Genomic DNA, 18,149 nt, shown 5'->3' with positions numbered 1-18,149 from the left:
GCCGGGAGCAGGCAGCGCGATGCGTGCGCTCCTCCGAGCGCGGTAGCCCCAACCGCAGCCCCGCGTCACTGGCCCGTCGTCATGTCTTCGAGCAACGCGAGCGCGACGGCTTCCGTGATGTCGTTGACGTCGAACTGGCGCACCAGCCGCGCCGCTTCCTGATCGCGGCCCAAAATATCGCTCGCGCTCGCCTGCCCCACGATCGCCGCATCCGAGAGCCGGATCGCCGTCGCCTGGATGTCCGGCACGGTGTAAACTTGCGCGCCCGTGATGCCCGGCACGGTGAGGTTGCGGCTCGAAATGAGCACTTCCACCGCGATGTCCGCCACCTTGCTCAACGCTGCGCGTTCCTGCGCCGCCTGCGTGCCGACGAGCCGTTGACCTGGTTCATTGCCCAGCACGTCGGTCGCCACCTTTTGATCCGCCAGGCGCGCGCCCGCATTGCGAAAGACCCGGCCGAAGAGGCGCTCCACATCGCGCACGGTCTGGCGGTCCGCCAGGGTCGCGGGGGTTTTGTTCTCCATCGTGTAAGTGTTCTGCCCGCTCGTGCGCGTCGTGGCGCTCGACGTGCCGTTGGTCGACGCCGGCGGCGGCACCGGCGCGGTGACGGAGCCGGCGTTGGCCGGAGCGTTCGTCGCGGCGTCTGCGCCTGTCGTCGATGCGCCCGCGGCAGGCGCGGGCGGCGTCACGGTGGAGGATATCCCGCTACTGGTCTTCGTCTCGGTGCGATCGTAATACTCCGTGTGCTTCGTGAGCTTCAGCCCGCTGTCGAAATCGACGAGCTGGCGGTTCACATAAATCACCACGCGCGGCGCTTGGCCGGTCGCGTAGGTGGCGCGGAATTTCCGCACCACGTTATCCGCCGCTTCGCGCGAAACGAGCGGCGCTGCATCGGCTCCATACAAGCGCTGGTTTTCCGTTGGCGGGGCCACGACCGCCCCTTGGCTGGGCGCAGTCACGACCGGCACCGGCGGCTCCGGCGCGCGCGTGGAGCTCTGAGCCCAGGCGCTGGTGAAGAGAGCGGAGGCGAACGCGGCGGAGAGAAAAGCACGGATTTTCATAGGACAAGGGGATGTGAGTTAACGTGGATTTGACCGGAAATTTCGCCACTCGCGCCGCATTTTTGCGGGCCGCCTTTGCGCGGAGGCGGTGGCGCGCCCGTGCGCGCGATACGCTCACGCCTTGCGCATCCCGAAGGGATGCGCGTGAGCCCGATCGCCGCAGTGGAAGCCGTCAGGTTTTCGTCAATGCGGAGCGCGCGCGCCGCGCCGTTTCCCTGCTTTCCCTCAGCGCGCCTGGCGAACGCGGATCGTGTATTTGTGCGCGTTGGCATTCGCCGAGGTGAAACGCACGGCTTCCGTCGCGTTTTCCGCGAGGATCAAGGTCTGAAACGGCGTTTCGTCGCCCGTCGAGAAACCTTGTTCGTCCTTAAACACACAATTGACCTGCACCTGAATGCGGCGCGCTTCGCGGTTCTTGATGTTGGCCACCACTTCGAAGCGGCCGTCGGAGAGCGTGCGCTCCTGCAAGCCTGTGCAGGTCACGGAGGTTTGCGTGGCTTTGTCGAGGAGCACGAATTTATCGGTGTTCTCGACGGTGAATTTCGTGGTGTCCTGCGGCGCATACGGGCCGGGCTCGGAGGCACAACCGGTGAGAAAGGCCAGGGTGGCGGCGAGAGCGAGGACGAGGATTGGCTTGGTGTTCATGGCGTCAGAAGCGGTGAGACTTGCGGTCAGGATTTTAGTTCGCTGAGAAACACGACGGTGTCACCCTCGGCGTTGACTTGCAGCACGATTTCCCGGGAGCGATCACCCAGAACATGGTGCCGTTCGTCGAGAAATTCCAGCACGCCGCGATGTTCGCCCGGCGCGAGGCGCAACGCCGCAAAGCTCAGGCGCTGCGGCAGGTTGTCCCACGTGCGGATGTCGGCGTGCGGCGTCGTCGCCGCCGCGGCCAGCTTGCTGATCAGGCCGATCGCCGCGAGGGCGACGGTGGCGTTTTCGGCGTCGTGATTCTTCGAACCGTCGCGCCGATAAATGCCCGAGGACGCCGCGGCCGCGCCGAGCAGGCCGACGTTGCCGACCGTGTCCGCGCCCTGCTTGAAGACGGCCTTGTGCCCGAGAATGTAGTCCATCACGCGGCCGCCGCGGGTCGTCGCTTGGAAATTGAGATCATCGTAAGGCGGCAGTTCGTAGGTGCGACCTTCGACCGTGAGGCGCGCGTAATGCGCCGGCGAATCGGTGACTTGAAAACGCAACTGCTCGCCGTATTCGCCGCCACCGTATTTGCGCGGACCGCGACCGTATTCGACGAAGCAGAGCACATTGGCCTTGAGATCGTAGGGCGGCATCGGCCGATGGCGGTTGCGCTCGGCCCGCTGGCGCGCATCGGAACCATCGCCGCCGAGGCGGGCCGTCACGTAGCCATCGAGGTAATCGCAGAGCACGTAGTCGCCCTTGTATTCGGCGTTGTCGGCATCGCTGTCGATAAACTCCGCCGAGCGAAAACAGGCGCGCGCGTTGTCCGGCTCGCCGTCGCGCCAATAGAGGATGCCGCGATAATAATACGCCATCGCCCGTTCATACGGTTCGCCGATGAACGTCTTCGCGCTCTCCGCGGCGAAGAGACTGCGCGCGCGCTTGGCGTCGGCGGAATCGGCGATGATGCCGCCCATTGTGAGAATGGCGTCGTCGAGTTTGGCCTTGGCCTCATCGAAGCGCCCCAGGCGCATCGCGGACGCCGCGATGCGGTAATCCCACAGCACGCGATCCTGCTTGGGACCGGCGGCCTGCTCGTTGTTGCCATCGATCACGGGATCGCCCGTGAGCGCGAAGCGCGGCGCTTGCGGCGTGGTGGCACAGCCCGCAAGCAGGATGGCCGCCGCCAGCAGGGAGCCGGAAAGAAAACTCGGGAAACGCAGTTGCACAGCAGAGGAAACGTTTTGGGTCAGACAGAACGGCGAGCCCCGCGACGAGGCTCGCCTGCTCTTCCGACGATAAATTCACCCGGGCGACTCATCGCGCCCGGCCCTTCGTTGATCGAGGAAGAGCCGCGCCGACGAAGCCGCGCCGCAGGGCTCACCGATAGGCGGCGTCTTCCAGACCCTGCTTTTTGATCTCCGACGCATCTTCCCACACCACTTCGCTCGTCCGCGCGTCGATCAGTTGGAAACTATACAAGACGTAGTCGCTGGTGCCGGCGGAGGTGCGCGTGGACATGCCGGCGAGTTTGCCGGTCAGGAAGTAATCCGCGCCGCGAAACTCGACGACGTTCGGATCGGAGCTCGCCGTGACCTGGCCGGATTGCTTGAGCTCACGTTCGTGCTCGAGGGTCTTCATGCGATCGCGCGCGAGAAACCGCACTTTGCCCGCCGCCTTGGTGTTGAGCTGGATGCGGATGCGATCGTTGAAGATGTCCTTGTTGATCGGGAAACGCGTCTCGTTGATCACCGGATCGAGGGCGATGCGCGGCGGCGTTTTGGCCTGCGCGATTTCCGGAATCGCGAGAATGCTGCGCGCCATCTTGTCGGTGACGGCCACGAGATCCTGCGACTCGACGCCGGTGCCGGCGACGAAGCCGCGTTCATCGGCTTTCATCTCGGTCACGGGCACGCCGGAAGGATTTTTGACGCCGGACGACGTGCAGCCGGCGGAAAACGCCGCCAGCGCCGCCAAGCAGGAAAGGGGCACGATTCGAGTGGTGAGGTTCATCATGGGAAAAAGTTGGCCCAGGGCTGCGTCAGTTGCGGCCGAACAGGGAATTCGCCGAACTCATCGCGGACGCCGGACGCCGCCGCACGCGGGGCGCCGGGTCGGGCGTCTGATCACGGACGGCAGCGGAGTCTTCGACGTTCGCGGCAGCGATGGCCGGCGCCGGGCTGGAGGGCGTGGGCACGTAAGATACCGTGCGGGCCGCCGCCGCCTCGCGTTCGGAAGCCGCATGGTCGCTCAGCGCGCCGAGCAGCAAACCCGCACCCGCGCCGTAGGCGGCTCCGCGCCACGCATTGTGGCCGAGGCTGCCGCTGTTGTTGCCTACAATTGCCCCCAGCAACCCGCCCCAAAACAACCCCGACGCCGCCCGGCTGGGTGCGGGCGACACGTAGTCCGACGAGACGTAAACCGGCGCACTGGCATAACGATACGAATATAACGGCGCCGGATTCCAACCGTGGTCGGAGTAGTAAAAGGAGAAAGACGGCCGCGCCCAGCCACGATGCGAGCCGTGATGAAACGCCCCGCCGTGATAATGCGCTCCCCCGTGTCCCGCATGCCCCCAATGCGGCCGAAACGCTTGCGCGTCCGCCGAGGCGAACAAGCCAAGGGCAAGGCTGAGGGTGAGAAGCGTTTTCATGCGGTTGGGAAGTTTCGGAGACAGGATGTTACTCATGAGGTTTCACCAAACAAGGCGTGGTCCAGTGAGGATGCCAACTCGCGCTCGGAACGCGAGTTGGCGGGGAAAATAGCAGCCCAGAGCACAAACTCCACCAGCGGACGGAGATTTCCCCCCACCCTTCCGGCAGAATCCACGCTTCACGCTTGTCGAAATCCGCGGCAGGCCCATGCTCACCAGTCACTTCCATGACCACTCGGTCCACCGCACTCGCCGCTGCCTTTTCGTTCGGGATCGCCTTGCTTTCCGGGTGCGCCACCCGCTCCGCGGAAAGCCGGATCACCAACCCCAACCATCCCGGCCCCGCGCTTGGCGAAGCCGCTGGAACCGTCGTTGGCGCCGTGGCCGGCACCGTCGCAGGAGCGGCGGTGGGCGCTGCTGAGGGAGCGAGCGCCGCGGCAAAATCCCCGTTTGCCAACGAGCACCGGATTGTGCGCACCTGGCGCACCGAGACCACCTCCGACGGGCGCACTATCCAAGTGCCCGTGGAAACGGAAGTCGACGAACAGGGGCGACCGCTCACGAAGTGACGGCGCCCAGGCACCGCGCCACTCCCGGCATCGGCCCATCGCCGGCGCTCGCGCCCGTGCCTGCCGCACACGCCGGCACCTTGTCGTCGCGTCATTCAGCCAAAGAAAAACCCCGGCACCACGGCCGGGGTTGATACTCCTTTCGCTCACGCCTCCCTTGATAATCTCACGCGCTTGGCGGACAGGGCGATCCGCGTAGGCGTCGCGTTACCAGCCGACGCTGGACCGCTTCGTCTGCTTCGCGATTTCGCGCTCCTCTTCCCACACCGTGAGCCCGCTCTTCACGTCCACCAGCGACATTTGAAACGTGTAGGTGTTTTGGGTGACGCTCTTCGCGCGGTCGGTCTGCTGGATGAGTTTCCCGTATAGCGTGAAGTCTGGCGCCTTTAGTTTTTGTTTCTTGCCGGTCGTCATTTCTTCCATTTCGGCCGCTTCGGAAGCCACCACGGCACGTTCGCCCAGGCCCATGGTATTCGTCACCGCGACCTTGCCGGTCTGCGTCAACGCCACGCGGATTTTCTTGATGAGCAAGTCCGTGTCCACTGAGAGCGTGGTGTTATTGATGATGCGGTCGACGGCGAGCACGGCCGGTTGCGTGCGGACGCGGTCGAGGGCGTTGGACGTGAGCAACGATTGCACGAGCTGGTCGGCGGCGCTGGCCCAGTCCTGCGAGTTGATGCTCGCGGTGTTAAGCGCTTCGGGCCCCTTCGAATCGATGGTGCGCGTCTCTGGCGCTGTGGCGCAGCCGGCGAAGAAGAGGACCGACGCGGAGCAAGCCCCGAGCAGCGGACGGAAGAAATGTGGAGGATTCATAAAGAGAGACGGTTATTCGCGAAGTTTGAGGACGAAATCGACGGCGCGCGGATTGATGGCGACGGTGGCAATGGTCGTCGTCTCGCGGCCTTGGAGTTGGACGGATTTCCAAGTTTCGTTGGGCGAGTTGATGGCCATGCCATCGCGGTCGATCCACTCGAACTTGTAGTTCAGCGTGCGCAGCGAGTTCTTTCTATTCTCGATGGTCGCTTGCACCTTCAGCAGGTTGCCCGACACGGTCGACTGGTTGATCGCGACAACCCGCACCATGCCGGCAAGTGTGTTGTCGGTGACGACGCGCTTGTCGGCGATGTAGGTGGGAGCAGCCTGCGGTTGGGCGCGCTCCACAGTGTTAACGTTGGTCGCACAGCCGGCGAGCAGCCCCACGGCGACGGCCAGCAGTGCGCGACCGCGCGAAACCACCGGAATGCGGAGGGAGAAATTCTTCATCGGAGGGCGAATTGGGAGACGAGGAGCGGAGCGGTCGTCGACGTGCTCTTGACGTAGACGATGTTCACGGAGCCCGGCACGAGATCGACGGTGTGCGCGACACCCCCGGCGTTGAGGGCAAGTTTGCGGTCCGCGGGCGTGGTGATTCGTGCATATTGGAACTCCTTCGGCAGGCTCGTCCACGTGCGCGTATCGGCGACGTTGGTCGAAGCGTTGATTGCGCTCATCAGCACTTTCGCTGCGAGGCCGCCCCACATGCCGCCCCGGTTGTTGGCCGTTTTCTCCACGACCGCTTGCGTGATCGCCTTGGTCGCCGTGGTCACGAGCGTCTTCGTGAGCACGCTGGGCCACTCATTTTTGAAGTCGTTCGCCACGATGCTGTCCATGCTCGCGATGGTGGACGTCGAGCACGTTTGGTCGCCGCCCGACACGGCGAGCGAAGCGATGTAGTCGTTGTTGAATTTCAGCTTCGGAAACGCGGCTCCGACGTAAGCCGGGCCGCCGCCGATCAGAAACGTGGGAATGTTGATCTGCACCTGATCACGGGCGGGACCGGTGCCCGTCTCGAAGATGACGTAGGTGAGATTCTCCGGCGCCTTGCCCTCGGCGACGTGCGTCGCGAGATCGAGGTCCTGCTTGAGATAAGGATTCTCCGGGACGATTTGCGCGGCGCGTTCGAGTGATTTGCGCGCGCGTTCCCAGTCGGAACCATTTTCGCCGAGGTTGACGAAGAACAGTCCGTCCCAGAACACCGCGTAGGGGTTCACGTAGTCGCCATAAGGCTTCATCGGTGCGAGTGATTCATTGAGCGCGGCCTGCAACGCCGGGCCGGTCTTCGCGTCGTTCAGCGCCTTGTTCGTATCGTAAGCCGCACTCTTGCCTTCCGCCGTCTTCACCTTCCCGGCCTTCGCCTGCGCGGCGATGTTCTGGGCCTCGGCAATGCGCTTTTCGTTGTCCGCCACGGCATCGCGCTGGCGCTGCAGCGAGCGGTTGAGCTCGACGCGCGCGTCGTCCTTCTTGCCGAGTTGCAGGTAATCCATGGCCTTGTAGGCGTTCATCATCACCTTGTCATAGGCCCGGCCGCGGTAAGGCAGATTGGCCTGGTTGGTGAACGCCGCGCCCACTTCGCTGCCGACCTTGACCTTCGCTTCCTCCTCGTAGTGGTTCACCCGCGCTTCGGCCTGGTCGAACGCCACGATCGATTGTTCAAGAAAGTAAACCCGCACTTCGTCCGGCGTGGGTGGCGGGGGTGGCGGCAGAATCGGGGCATCCTTGCTCGCCGGATCGTTCTGCGGGGCGGGCGCAGGCATCAACCCCGCCACTTCCCCGGCGTCCGCCAGCGCTCCGGTGCGCAGGCTCAGGCCCTGTTCCAGCCGCCACACGATTTCGTCTTTGGAACCTTGATGGGAATCCGCCTGCTTGTTGATCGTCGTGATCGCCGTGGCGAGACTGCCGGACCGCGTGGCGGAGGTGAATTGCGTGGTCTGCTGTTGATAGGTCTGGCAACCCGCCGTGAACAAAAGCACCGCGAGGCCGCCGGCAATCAGCGGCAGTCGCGCGCGAGAGGTGATGGTCGATTTCATAAGTTGAGTTGAAGATTGATTGGGTGCCGAACGCGGCCGCTTGAGCACGCCGCGCGGCTGAAATTAACTTTCCGTGTCGTCGGCGACGTCGTCCTTCAGGCGCACCAAGGCGCCGCGATCGATGCCGGTGTCTTCGAGAATCTCCGCTTGGGAATTCTGCGGCGTGATGCGGCTGATTTTTACCTGGCCGACCAAAACTTCCTCGCGGCTCTTGTCGCCCGTGTCGGGATCGACCAGCTCATCGCCCAACACGAAGACTTCCCACACCTGGCCCACCTTCACCCCGGACTGATCGTTGCGATTGATCGTCACCAGCCGGTCGCGTTTCGCGAGCACGCGCGCCGGATAAATCGCATCGGCGGCACGACTCGCAATTTTTTGCGCCATTTCGCGCGTCGCCGCGATCATCAGCCCATCGCTCGCCTCACCGACCCGCTCCGTGGTGTTGTCGGAGCGATTCTCCGCATCGCGCTGGGTGACTTGGAAGTTCGTCGTGACGACGGCGCGCTGCGTCGCCACCTCGGTCACTTTGGCGACCGCGGAGAGTTCGATCACCCGCGCTCGAAGCGTCTTGCCCAGCGCGGCCAGCTTGCGCGTCTCCACGCGGTCGTTGAACGAATCCACGCGAATCGTCAGCAAATAGTCGACGCCCTCAAAGCTGAAGGTGCCGCCCGTCGCCGCGGCCTCCGTGGCGAGCGCATCCGCATCGGCACGTTCATGGACCTCAAAGCGCCGCGTGTTGACGATCCGCTCGTAAACCTGCGACTCGAGCGCCTGCAGCACGGAATCGAGCGAAAGGGCGACGCCCTGCTTCGTCATCCGCGTGCGGAGCGCGTCCGTGGCGGAGATCTTGGTGATCGCGAGCTTCTTTTTTTGCGGCGCGTCCTGCGCCACCAGCGCAGTGGCGAGCACCACGGCGGAGAGTCCGATCAGAGCGGCGAAACGAAAGATTTTCATGGCGAAAAACGTTAGGTAGTTTCCGTTCAGCGACCGAAAATCGACCGGTGATCTTCGATGTGCGGCGCGTCCTTCGTATCCACCTTGAATCCACTCTGCTCGAGCATCCGCGCCTCGCCCTCGAGTCTCTTGACCTCCGCATCCGTGAGCTTCGCGTCGTTCTTCAAGCCGTTCAGGAACGCCGTGGCCTCCTTCCACCTCGCATAGCCCGCGTCGTCCATCACGAGCGTCGCCGTGAGCTTGAGATCGTTAACCACGTTCACGGTGCGCTGCCACGGCGCGAAGCCCTCACGGACCACGCGAATCTTGCTCAGGCCCGGACGGATTTGAAACACCCCCGGCGCCGTGCCGACCGCGATGCCGTCCACCTCGACGCTCGCCGCGAGTGGCACCACCTTGAACTTGCTTTCGGAAATCGTGACGGTGTTGTCCGGCCCGATCCGCACGTCCGGGATCACGAGATCTGCTGCTTCCGTGCGGAGCGTCAGAGTCGCGAGCGTCGCCGCCGCCGTCGGTGCGGCGATCCCACCCCGGTCGATGCGCTGCTTCAGGCTCACGGCCACTTTCCGGGCCGCTTCTTCGAGCAAATCGTTGACGACATCCGAGGTGTCCTCGCTCGTCGTTTTCGACTGCTGCACGCTGCGGGACGCCTTGACCGTATCCGCGCTGAGACTCGCTCCGGTGCTGCCATCGAGAATCTTGTAGCCCACGCGCACCGTCTGCTGTTCGTTCGTCGTGTTCACGCCGTAGGCGTTCAACGAATTCTTCTTCGTGCCCACGCTCGTCAGCGTGACCTGCAAAATATAGTCCGCCCCCAACGTCTGCGCGAGCCGCACGGCCGACGTGCTTTGGTTGAGCAGTTGATCGAGTTTGTTTTCCGTCGCCTGGGGATCGAGCGAGCCGACGGCGCTGATCGCCGTCTCCCGGCTGATGACCGACACCCCTTGGTTCGTCACATCTCCGGTCACGAGATCTTCCAGCGTGCCGAGCTTGTCATCATAGGCAGCACCCGCGCGATTCGTCACGAAGATCGCAGCTTTGAGTGCAGCCCGGACCTGCGTGCCGCCGTCGTCCGTGGAGGCACCAGGCTTCGCCGCGGAGGCGCGACCGGCGAGTAGCCCGGCGGCCAAAATACCCACCGTTAAGACACGTGCAATGAGATGAAACATGAGCGGAGTGAGCGCCGCCAGAATCCGACCGCCTGCCGATTATTATATAACCGGAACACTAAAGCAGTCGAGACTACAGCGAATGGCTCGATTCGATAAGTTGAATAGGACGCGATTAACCACGCCTATTGATAAAATCGAAGTCAAGCGGCCGGGCACGTCGGCCTAGACCCGCGGCTCATAGGTAAACGCGTGCTGCCTACGTATGAATACGTAGCCGCCAAACCACCATCCCCGCCCGCGGGACTTCCCTACTTCGCGCCGGCTTCGATCGGCTCCATCAAATGCGGGAGCGTCGGCCGCCGCCGCAAGCGCGCGGTGAATTTGTCCATATACACGTAAATCACCGGCGTAATATAAAGCGTCAGCATCTGCGAAACGATGAGGCCGCCGACCACCGCGAGGCCCAGCGGGCGGCGCGATTCCGCGCCCGCGCCCAAGCCGAGCGCAATCGGAATCGCACCGGCGAGCGCCGCGAACGTCGTCATCATGATCGGCCGGAAGCGCACGACACACGCCCGCTTGATCGCCACCTCGGCGGACATCTCCCCTTGCGCGCGCGTCGCCAGCGCGAAATCGATCATCATGATCGCATTCTTCTTCACGATGCCGACGAGCAGGATGATGCCCACGTATCCCATCACATTCAGCTCCTGGTGGAAAAGCCACAGCGTCGCCAACGCCCCGAAACTCGCCGCCGGCAATCCCGAGAGGATCGTCAGCGGATGGATGAAATCCTCATACAAAATCCCAAGCACGATGTAGATCACGAGCACCGCCATGAGGAGTAGCAAGCCGAGCCCGCGCATCGACGACGCGAACGCCTGGGCCGAGCCCTGAAACCCATAGCTGATCGTCGCCGGCAATTCCTTGCGCGCGAGCTCCGTGATGGCGCTGGACGCCTCGCCAAGCGATACGCCAGGTCGCAAGTTGAACGAAATCGTCACCGCCGGCACCTGCCCCAGATGATTAACGGTCAACGGGCCGACCGAGCGATCGAGCGACGCCACGGTGTCGAGCGGCACCGTTTTCCCGCCACGGCTGCGGAGATAGAGTTGCGCCAGCGCTTCCGGGGTTTTCTGGAAATCCGGCGCCATCTCCATGATGACGTAATACTGGTTCGTCGGCGTGTAGATCGTGGAAACCTGGCGCGAGCCAAACGCGCTGTAGAGCGCATCCTCGATCTGCTGCGGCGTGATGCCGAGCGCCGCCGCCCGGTCGCGCTTGATGTTCACGCGCAACTGTGGATTTGAGATCTGCAAGTCGGAGTTCACATCCTGCAACCCGGCGATCCCGCGCATTTTCACCTCCATCTTTTGCGCCGCGGCGTAGAGCTCCTTCAGATCGCTGCCGAACAACGTGAATTGATACAACGCCTTCGTCAGCGAACCGCCGATGCGGATCGGCGGCAGCAATTGCGGATACGCCTTCAGGCCGGGGATCGCGGACAACTCGTGCCGGAGATCCTGCACGATCTCCGCCGCCGGCGGGCGTTCATTGCGCGGTTTGAGGCGCATAAACATCCGCCCTTGGTTGCCCGTCGATGACGATTTGCTCGCGCCGATCGCCGACATGAACGCTTCGACGTTGGGATTTTTCGCCACCACCGCCGCCGCCGCCTCTTGATGCGCCGTCATCTCCGCGAACGACACATCCTGCGCCGCCTCGGTGAACGCGAAAATCTGGCCCGTGTCGTCGGTCGGGATGAACCCCGTCGGCAGTTGCCGGGCGACGACGACCGTGAGCACGACCATCGCCAACGCGACGCAGACGGTGAGCAACCGGTGCTTCATCGCGTGCCCCAGCGTGCGCTCGTAGAACGCCACCATCGCCTCGAAGCCGCGTTCGCTCAGTTGGTAGAGTTTCCCATGCCTCGTCGCGTCATGCCCCCGGTGCGGTTTCAAAAAACGGCTGCACAACATCGGCGTCAGCGTCAGCGACACCACGCCCGACACCAAAATCGATGCCGTGATCGTCACCGCGAATTCATGCAGCAACCGCCCGAGGATGCCGCCCATGAAGAGCACCGGGATGAACACCGCCACGAGCGAGAGCGTCATCGACAAAATCGTGAACCCAATTTCGCCGGCGCCTTTGAACGCCGCCTCGCGCACCGACATGCCCTGCTCGATGTAACGCACGATGTTTTCCAGCATCACGATCGCGTCGTCCACGACGAAGCCCACCGAGAGCGTGAGCGCGAGCAGCGACAAATTATCCAGCGTGTAGCCGAAGAAATACATCGCGATGAACGTCCCCAGCAGCGCCATCGGAATCGCCACGCCCGGAATGATGGTCGCCGTCAGCGTGCGCAAAAAAATGAAGATCACCAGCACCACCAGCGCGATCGAAAGCAACAGCGTGAACTGCACGTCGTCCACCGACTCGCGCACCGTCGTGGAGCGGTCGAAGAGCACGTTGAGCTTCACCGACGCCGGCAGTTGTTCGCTGAACGCCGGGATCAACGCCTTCACGCGCTGCACCACTTCCACCGTATTCGTGCCCGGCTGCCGCTGGATCGAGAGCACCACCGCACGGTTGCCGCCGTTCTGGTCGTAATACCAGCTCGCGACCCGGTTTTCCTGCACGCTGTCGATCACCTTCGCGAGCTGCCCGAGCCGCACCGGCGCGCCATTGCGATACGCGACGACGATCTGGTTGAACTCCGCCACACTCGTGAGCTGCCCGGTCGCGATGATCGTCATCGCCTGCCGGTTGCCGTCGAGCACGCCCGTCGGCAGGTTCACGTTGTGCGCCGCCAGCGCCGTCTGCACTTCATCGAGCGTGATGCCGCGGCTCGCGAGCGCGCGCGGATCGAGCTGCACGCGCAACGCGTATTTCTGCGAACCGAACACCTGCACTTGCGCCACGCCCTCCACCGTCGAAATGCGCTGCGCGAGATTCGCTTCCGCGTATTCATCCACCACCGAAAGCGGCAGCGTCGGCGAACTCAGCGCCAGATACAGCACCGGTTGATCGGCCGGGTTGGTCTTCCGGAAGGAAGGCGGCGCCGGCATGTCCTGCGGCAGCAGGCGCTGCACCGCGGCGATCGATGCCTGCACGTCCTGCGCCGCCGCATCGATGCTCCGCTCCAACGTGAACTGCAACGTGATCGACGTGGAGCCGAGCGAGCTCGTGGACGTCATCGAATCGATGCCGGCGATCGTCGAAAACTGCTGTTCGAGCGGCGTCGCGACTGCCGACGCCATCGTCTCAGGCGTGGCGCCCGGCAGCGAAGCCGACACCACGATCGTCGGAAAATCCACGTTGGGCAGATCGCTCACCGGCAGCAGCCGGTAAGCCATCACGCCAAACACGCATAACGCCGCGGTGAGCAGCGACGTCATCACCGGCCGCCGGATGCACAACGCCGGCAGATTCATCGCGCTGCCTCCGCCTCCGCCGCCGGCGCCTGGCCGCTGAGATCCTTCGCCTCGACGCGCACTCCCGGCACGAGTCGCAACTGCCCGTCCGTCACCACCGTTTCACCCGCCTGCACTCCGGTCACGAGCGCAAAATCCCCGGTCGTGCGCTCGATTTTCACCGGGCGCAAAGCCACCTTGTGCGCCGCATCCACGACGAACACCTGCGACCCGCTTTGCCCGTTTTCCACCGCCGCGGTCGGCACCACGACTGCCCCGCGATCGACGCCGGTCTCCGTCGTCACATGCACGAATTGCCCCGGCCACAACGAGTGATCCTCGTTCGGGAAAGTCGCCTTCAACGTGATCGTGCCCGTCGTCGCGTCGACGGCGTTGTCGACAAACTCCAGCTTGCCCTCGATCGGCGTCGTGCTCTCCGCGCGATCCGCCACGGTCACATGCACGCGATGCTGCGCGAGCGCCGCGCGGATTTCGGGCAACGCATCCTCCGGCACCGCGTAGGCCACGCCCATCGGCGTGAGCTGGTTCACCGTCACGATCGATTGGTTCACATCGTTCGCTTTCACCAGCGCACCTTCGTGTAGAATCAACTGCCCCGTGCGCCCGGCGATCGGCGCCCGAATTTCCGTGTAACCCAGTTGCAGCTCCGCGTTGGCCACCCCCGCCTGCGCGCCTTGCAACTGCGCTTCGGTCGTCGCCGCCTTCGTCGACAGCTCGGCAAACTGCTCCTGCGAAATCGCCTGCTGCTCCTGCAGGCGCTTGTAACGATTAAGGTCCGCCGTCGCCTTTTCCGCTTCGGCCTGCGCATTCGCGAGACTGGCGCGCGCGATCCGCAGGCTGTTTTCAAACGGCCGCCGGTCGAGCGTCACGAGCAGATCGCCTGCCTTCACTTCGTCGCCTTCGCGGAAATGAATCTGCGCAATGATCCCGTCCACCTGCGACTTGATCGCCACCGTGCGCAACGCCTGCACCGCGCCGATCGAATCGACCGTCCGCGGCACGTCGCGCTGCACCGCGACCGCCGTTTGCACCGGCACCGGCGGCGCCTCGTCCGCCTTGCCTTTGCCCTCGGCGCTTCGGTCGCACCCGGCCGACCACCCGGCCACCAGCGCCAGCCCCACCGCCGCCAGTTGCATCCGGATCCGCGGAAAACACCGACCGATTCCAGTTTTCATGAAAGAGTTCCCCTCCTCATCGCCGCGCTCTCCGGGGCCCGACACGCGGAATCTGCCTTGCGTCTTCCGCCCGCCCCCTCCGGTTCCACGCATTTCAACTTCCGCCGCCTCCCGTGATCGATCACGGAGACAAGGCCACGATCGAAATCGGGACGTGCGGCAGACATTAAGCGGCCAACTCGTAAGCACGCGACCTCCTGTTGCAAGCTCCCCGTCGCGTCCCGCCCCGCCCCGGCCACCGCAGACTTGGCGGCCAGCCCAATCACCTTATGGTCCGCCTATGCCCCGCCGTTTCGTTCTCGCGCTCGATCAAGGCACCACCTCTTCGCGGGCCATCGTTTTCGATCATCGCGGCCGGGCTCGTGCCACCGCGCAACAGGAATTTCCCCAGCATTTTCCGCAACCCGGCTGGGTCGAGCACGACCCCGAGGATCTCTGGGCCACCACCCGCCGCACGGCCCTCGCCGCCGTCGCCGAAGCCAATCTCACCGGCGCCGATCTCGCCGCGCTCGGCCTCACCAACCAGCGCGAAACCGTCGTCTTGTGGGACCGCCGCACCGGCCGGCCCGTCGCGCCCGCCATTGTCTGGCAGGATCGCCGCACCGCCGCCGCGTGCGAACGCCTCCGCCACCGCGGCGCCGAGCCGTTCGTCCGCCGCAAAACCGGCCTGCTGCTCGATCCGTATTTCAGCGCCACCAAACTCGCCTGGCTCCTCGATCACATCCCCGGCGCCCGCCGCCGGGCCAACCGCGGCGAGCTCGCGTTTGGCACCGTCGATGCCTGGCTGCTCTGGAAACTCACCGGCGGCACCGTCCACGCCACCGATGTCACGAACGCCTCCCGCACGCTCCTCGTCAACCTGCGCACCGGCGAGTGGGACGACGAACTTCTCCGCCTTCTCCGGATTCCCCGCGAAGTCCTGCCCGCGATCCGTTCGAGCAGCGAAGTTTACGGCGAGATCACCTCGATCCCGGCGCTGCGCGGCGTGCCGATCGCCGGGGTCGCCGGCGACCAGCATGCGGCACTCTTCGGCCAGGCGTGCTTCCAACCCGGCATGGCGAAAAACACCTACGGCACCGGCTGTTTTCTTTTGCTGCACACCGGCGCCAAGCCCGTCCGCTCGCGCCACCGCCTCCTCACCACCATCGCGTGGCGGCTCGGCCCCGACCGACCCCTCGAATACGCCCTCGAGGGCAGCGTCTTCATCGGCGGCGCCGTTGTGCAATGGCTCCGCGATGGCCTCGGCGTCATCGAAAAATCCTCCGACATCGAAGCCCTCGCCGCCCGCGCGCCCGACAACGGCGGCGTCTATCTCGTCCCCGCATTCACCGGCCTCGGCGCGCCGCATTGGAACGCCTCCGCCCGCGGCGCCATCATCGGCCTCACCCGCGGCACCACCGCGGCGCACCTCGCCCGCGCCGCCCTCGAAAGCATCGCCTACCAAAGCGCCGACCTGCTCGCGGCCATGCGCGTCGATGCGAAAATCCGGCTGCGCGAACTCCGCGTCGACGGCGGCGCCACGGTCAACACCGCCCTCATGCAATTTCAAAGCGACCTCCTTCGCGTGCCCGTCGTGCGTCCGCGCGTCGCGGAAACCACCGCCCTCGGCGCCGCTTATCTCGCGGGTCTCGCCGTCGGCTTTTGGCGCGATCAAGCCGAGATCGCGCGCCTCTGGTCCGTCGGCCGCATCTTTCGCCCGGCCGGCTCCGCCCCCGCCATGCACCGGCTCCACTCAGGCTGGCACCGCGCCGTCACCCGCGCCAAGGCCTGGGCCGAATAGCCCAATGCGAGATCGGATTGTTTATCCGCCCCGCCCGTGTAGCGTTTTTCCACCGATGAACTGCCGCCTCCGATTCGCCGCCCTGCTCACGCTCCTGCCCGCCGCGGTCGCCCTCGCCGCCGCCGATCCCGCACCGACTCCCGCCGCCCCCGCCCCCGCCCCCCAAACGCCGACGCCCGCCGCGAAAACATCCCCGGACGTCGCGCCGCCTCCGGCCCCGAACGCCACCGCGCCCGCGGCCGCCGATGCATCGCCCGCCGACGCCAGCGCGGCACCCGCCGCTCCCGCCGATCCCACCGCCGACCTCGCGGCGGAGCGCGACCGCCTCGCATCCAACCTCTCCACCGCCCTCCGCAGCTATACGCTCATGCGCGACGAACACGACAAACTCGCCGCCGCGCTCGAGAAATCCGACGCCGAAAAAACCGCGCTGCAGCAGCAACTCGCCGACGTCCGCGCCCAAGTCGAATCGCTCAACACGCAGTTGCAGCAAGTGAGCGCCGCCGCCGGCGAAGCCGGACAAATGCGCGAGCAGGCCCGCCAGATGCAGGCCGAAGCCGCTGCGCTCGCCGCCCAAAATCACGACCTGAAGACGCGCCTCGCACTCCTCGCGCCTCCGCCCGGCTCCACGCTCGCGGCCCCGCTCCGCCCGAACACCGCGTCCGCCGCCGCCACCGCCACCCCACCGCCCACCACGGCGCCCGCGCCCGCGTCCGCTCCCGACGCCGCGCCCACACCGGCCACGACTGCGCCCGCGACGCCCGCCGGTCCGCAAGTCCACACCGTCGTTCTGGGCGACACCCTGCGCAAAATCGCCCGCCATTACTACGGCGACGCCAATCGCTGGCCCGAAATTCTCAACGCCAACCGCGACGTCATCACCAACGAAGACGCGCTCGTCGTCGGCACGGAATTGCGCATCCCCTGAGCGCGCTTCGCTCTTGGTCACGAAGGTCGTGACAACACCCTCGCCGCTCCGGCGCCACCGACTTTTTGGCGCCGGGCCAACGCCCCTTGGATAACATGCCCCTGCTCTCGCCTCAGGAAATTCACCTGCGCGATCCCTTCGTGCTGCCGGTCGCCGCCGAGCAAACCTATTACCTCTACGGCACCACCGATCCGCACGCCTGCACGGAGGCGCCGGGCACGGGCTTCGACGCCTACCGCAGCCGCGATCTCCATTCCTGGGAAGGCCCGTTTCCCGTCTTTCGCCCCGCCGCAGATTTCTGGGCCACGCATCATTATTGGGCGCCGGAAGTGCATCACTGGCGCGGCCGCTACTACCTGTTCGCGAGTTTCAAGGCCGCGGACGTTCGCCGCGGCACCCAAGTCCTCGTCGCCGCTCATCCGCTCGGCCCCTTCGTGCCGCACGCCCCCGCGCCACTCACTCCCGCCGAGTGGGAATGTCTCGATGGCACGCTCTTTGTCGACGCCGACGGACGGCCGTCGATGATCTTCGCCCACGAATGGCTCCAGATTCACGACGGCTCATTTGCCGCCGTGGGTTTGAATGACGACCTGACCGCCAGCCGCGGCGACGCGTTCGAACTCTTCCGCATCAGCACCGTGCCCTGGGCAGTCGTGCCACCGTGGGCGCGCGACCGACAGCCGCCCGTTTACGTATCCGACGGTCCCTTCCCGTTTCGCGCCGGCAACGGCGAATTGTGCCTGCTGTTTTCCAGTTGGAGCGCCACCGGCTACACCACCGGCGTCGCCCGTTCTACGAGCGGCACGTTGCGCGGACCGTGGCACGCGGATGCGGAGCCGCTCTTCCGCGACAACGGCGGGCACGCCATGCTCTTCGACGGCTTCGACGGTGCGCGTTATCTCACGCTGCACGCCCCCAACGATCCGCCGCCCGAGCACCCGCGCTTCTTCCGCGTCACCGAGCACGCCGGCCGCCTGCAACTCGCCTGAGCC

Annotated in this window: 16 protein-coding genes; 4 read left to right on the top strand and 12 right to left on the bottom strand. The window is 65.2% G+C overall.

Annotated features, from left to right (window positions below; translation table 11 throughout):
- Window positions 1-65 precede the first annotated feature (65 nt).
- The 5 genes from K0B96_RS02505 to K0B96_RS02485 all read right to left on the bottom strand — a co-directional run bounded on the left by K0B96_RS02505 (window position 66) and on the right by K0B96_RS02485 (window position 4,350).
- On the bottom strand, window positions 66-1,061 hold the full coding sequence (locus K0B96_RS02505; RefSeq protein ID WP_220163461.1) for a hypothetical protein: 996 nt from the start codon (window positions 1,059-1,061) through the stop codon (window positions 66-68).
- Window positions 1,062-1,286: 225 nt separating this feature from the next.
- Window positions 1,287-1,706 (bottom strand): DUF1425 domain-containing protein, encoded by a 420-nt coding sequence (locus K0B96_RS02500; protein WP_220163459.1) that lies wholly within the window; start codon window positions 1,704-1,706, stop codon window positions 1,287-1,289.
- A gap of 26 nt (window positions 1,707-1,732) precedes the next feature.
- Window positions 1,733-2,926 (bottom strand): COG3014 family protein, encoded by a 1,194-nt coding sequence (locus tag K0B96_RS02495; protein WP_220163457.1) that lies wholly within the window; start codon window positions 2,924-2,926, stop codon window positions 1,733-1,735.
- Window positions 2,927-3,077: 151 nt separating this feature from the next.
- Complete coding sequence (locus tag K0B96_RS02490) at window positions 3,078-3,713, bottom strand: penicillin-binding protein activator LpoB (RefSeq protein ID WP_220163455.1); 636 nt, start codon at window positions 3,711-3,713, stop codon at window positions 3,078-3,080.
- Window positions 3,714-3,738: 25 nt separating this feature from the next.
- Window positions 3,739-4,350 (bottom strand): glycine zipper domain-containing protein, encoded by a 612-nt coding sequence (locus K0B96_RS02485; protein ID WP_220163453.1) that lies wholly within the window; start codon window positions 4,348-4,350, stop codon window positions 3,739-3,741.
- A 227-nt stretch (window positions 4,351-4,577) separates the two neighbouring features.
- On the opposite strand from K0B96_RS02485, the gene K0B96_RS02480 reads away from it, so the two are divergent.
- Window positions 4,578-4,919 (top strand): flagellar motor protein MotB, encoded by a 342-nt coding sequence (locus tag K0B96_RS02480; protein ID WP_220163452.1) that lies wholly within the window; start codon window positions 4,578-4,580, stop codon window positions 4,917-4,919.
- A gap of 207 nt (window positions 4,920-5,126) precedes the next feature.
- Here K0B96_RS02480 and K0B96_RS02475 read toward each other — a convergent pair whose 3' ends face one another.
- The 7 genes from K0B96_RS02475 to K0B96_RS02445 form a co-directional block, all read right to left on the bottom strand.
- Window positions 5,127-5,732, bottom strand: a complete 606-nt coding sequence (locus K0B96_RS02475) for a penicillin-binding protein activator LpoB (RefSeq protein WP_220163450.1) — start codon at window positions 5,730-5,732, stop codon at window positions 5,127-5,129.
- Window positions 5,733-5,744: 12 nt separating this feature from the next.
- Window positions 5,745-6,182 (bottom strand): YcfL family putative periplasmic lipoprotein, encoded by a 438-nt coding sequence (locus tag K0B96_RS02470; RefSeq protein ID WP_220163448.1) that lies wholly within the window; start codon window positions 6,180-6,182, stop codon window positions 5,745-5,747.
- Window positions 6,179-7,765 (bottom strand): COG3014 family protein, encoded by a 1,587-nt coding sequence (locus K0B96_RS02465; RefSeq protein WP_220163446.1) that lies wholly within the window; start codon window positions 7,763-7,765, stop codon window positions 6,179-6,181. Before K0B96_RS02465 ends, K0B96_RS02470 begins: the two co-directional genes overlap by 4 nt.
- Window positions 7,766-7,828: 63 nt before the next feature.
- Window positions 7,829-8,722, bottom strand: a complete 894-nt coding sequence (locus K0B96_RS02460; RefSeq protein WP_220163444.1) for a hypothetical protein — start codon at window positions 8,720-8,722, stop codon at window positions 7,829-7,831.
- Window positions 8,723-8,748: 26 nt separating this feature from the next.
- Window positions 8,749-9,891, bottom strand: a complete 1,143-nt coding sequence (locus K0B96_RS02455; RefSeq protein ID WP_220163442.1) for a PEGA domain-containing protein — start codon at window positions 9,889-9,891, stop codon at window positions 8,749-8,751.
- 251 nt (window positions 9,892-10,142) lie between these two features.
- On the bottom strand, window positions 10,143-13,274 hold the full coding sequence (locus tag K0B96_RS02450; protein WP_220163440.1) for an efflux RND transporter permease subunit: 3,132 nt from the start codon (window positions 13,272-13,274) through the stop codon (window positions 10,143-10,145).
- Entirely contained in the window at window positions 13,271-14,449 is a 1,179-nt protein-coding gene (locus tag K0B96_RS02445; RefSeq protein WP_220163438.1) for an efflux RND transporter periplasmic adaptor subunit, read from the bottom strand. The genes K0B96_RS02450 and K0B96_RS02445 overlap by 4 nt, the downstream gene beginning before the upstream one ends.
- Before the next feature lie 280 nt (window positions 14,450-14,729).
- Between K0B96_RS02445 and glpK the strand changes: the two genes are divergently transcribed.
- The 3 genes from glpK to K0B96_RS02430 all read left to right on the top strand — a co-directional run bounded on the left by glpK (window position 14,730) and on the right by K0B96_RS02430 (window position 18,146).
- Window positions 14,730-16,229, top strand: coding sequence for a glycerol kinase GlpK (glpK, locus tag K0B96_RS02440; protein WP_220163436.1), 1,500 nt, complete (start codon window positions 14,730-14,732; stop codon window positions 16,227-16,229).
- A 55-nt stretch (window positions 16,230-16,284) separates the two neighbouring features.
- Window positions 16,285-17,157: a LysM peptidoglycan-binding domain-containing protein gene (locus K0B96_RS02435; protein ID WP_220163434.1), complete on the top strand. Its 873-nt coding sequence runs from the start codon at window positions 16,285-16,287 to the stop codon at window positions 17,155-17,157.
- 95 nt (window positions 17,158-17,252) lie between these two features.
- Window positions 17,253-18,146 carry a glycoside hydrolase family 43 protein gene (locus K0B96_RS02430; protein ID WP_220163432.1) on the top strand — a complete coding sequence of 298 codons (894 nt, stop codon included), beginning with the start codon at window positions 17,253-17,255 and terminating at the stop codon, window positions 18,144-18,146.
- The last annotated feature ends 3 nt before the right edge of the window (window positions 18,147-18,149 follow it).

Origin of the sequence: Horticoccus luteus (genome assembly GCF_019464535.1) — a bacterium.
Taxonomy (GTDB): Bacteria; Verrucomicrobiota; Verrucomicrobiia; order Opitutales; family Opitutaceae; genus Horticoccus; species Horticoccus luteus.
This window is presented reverse-complemented; position numbering and strand designations above follow the sequence as displayed.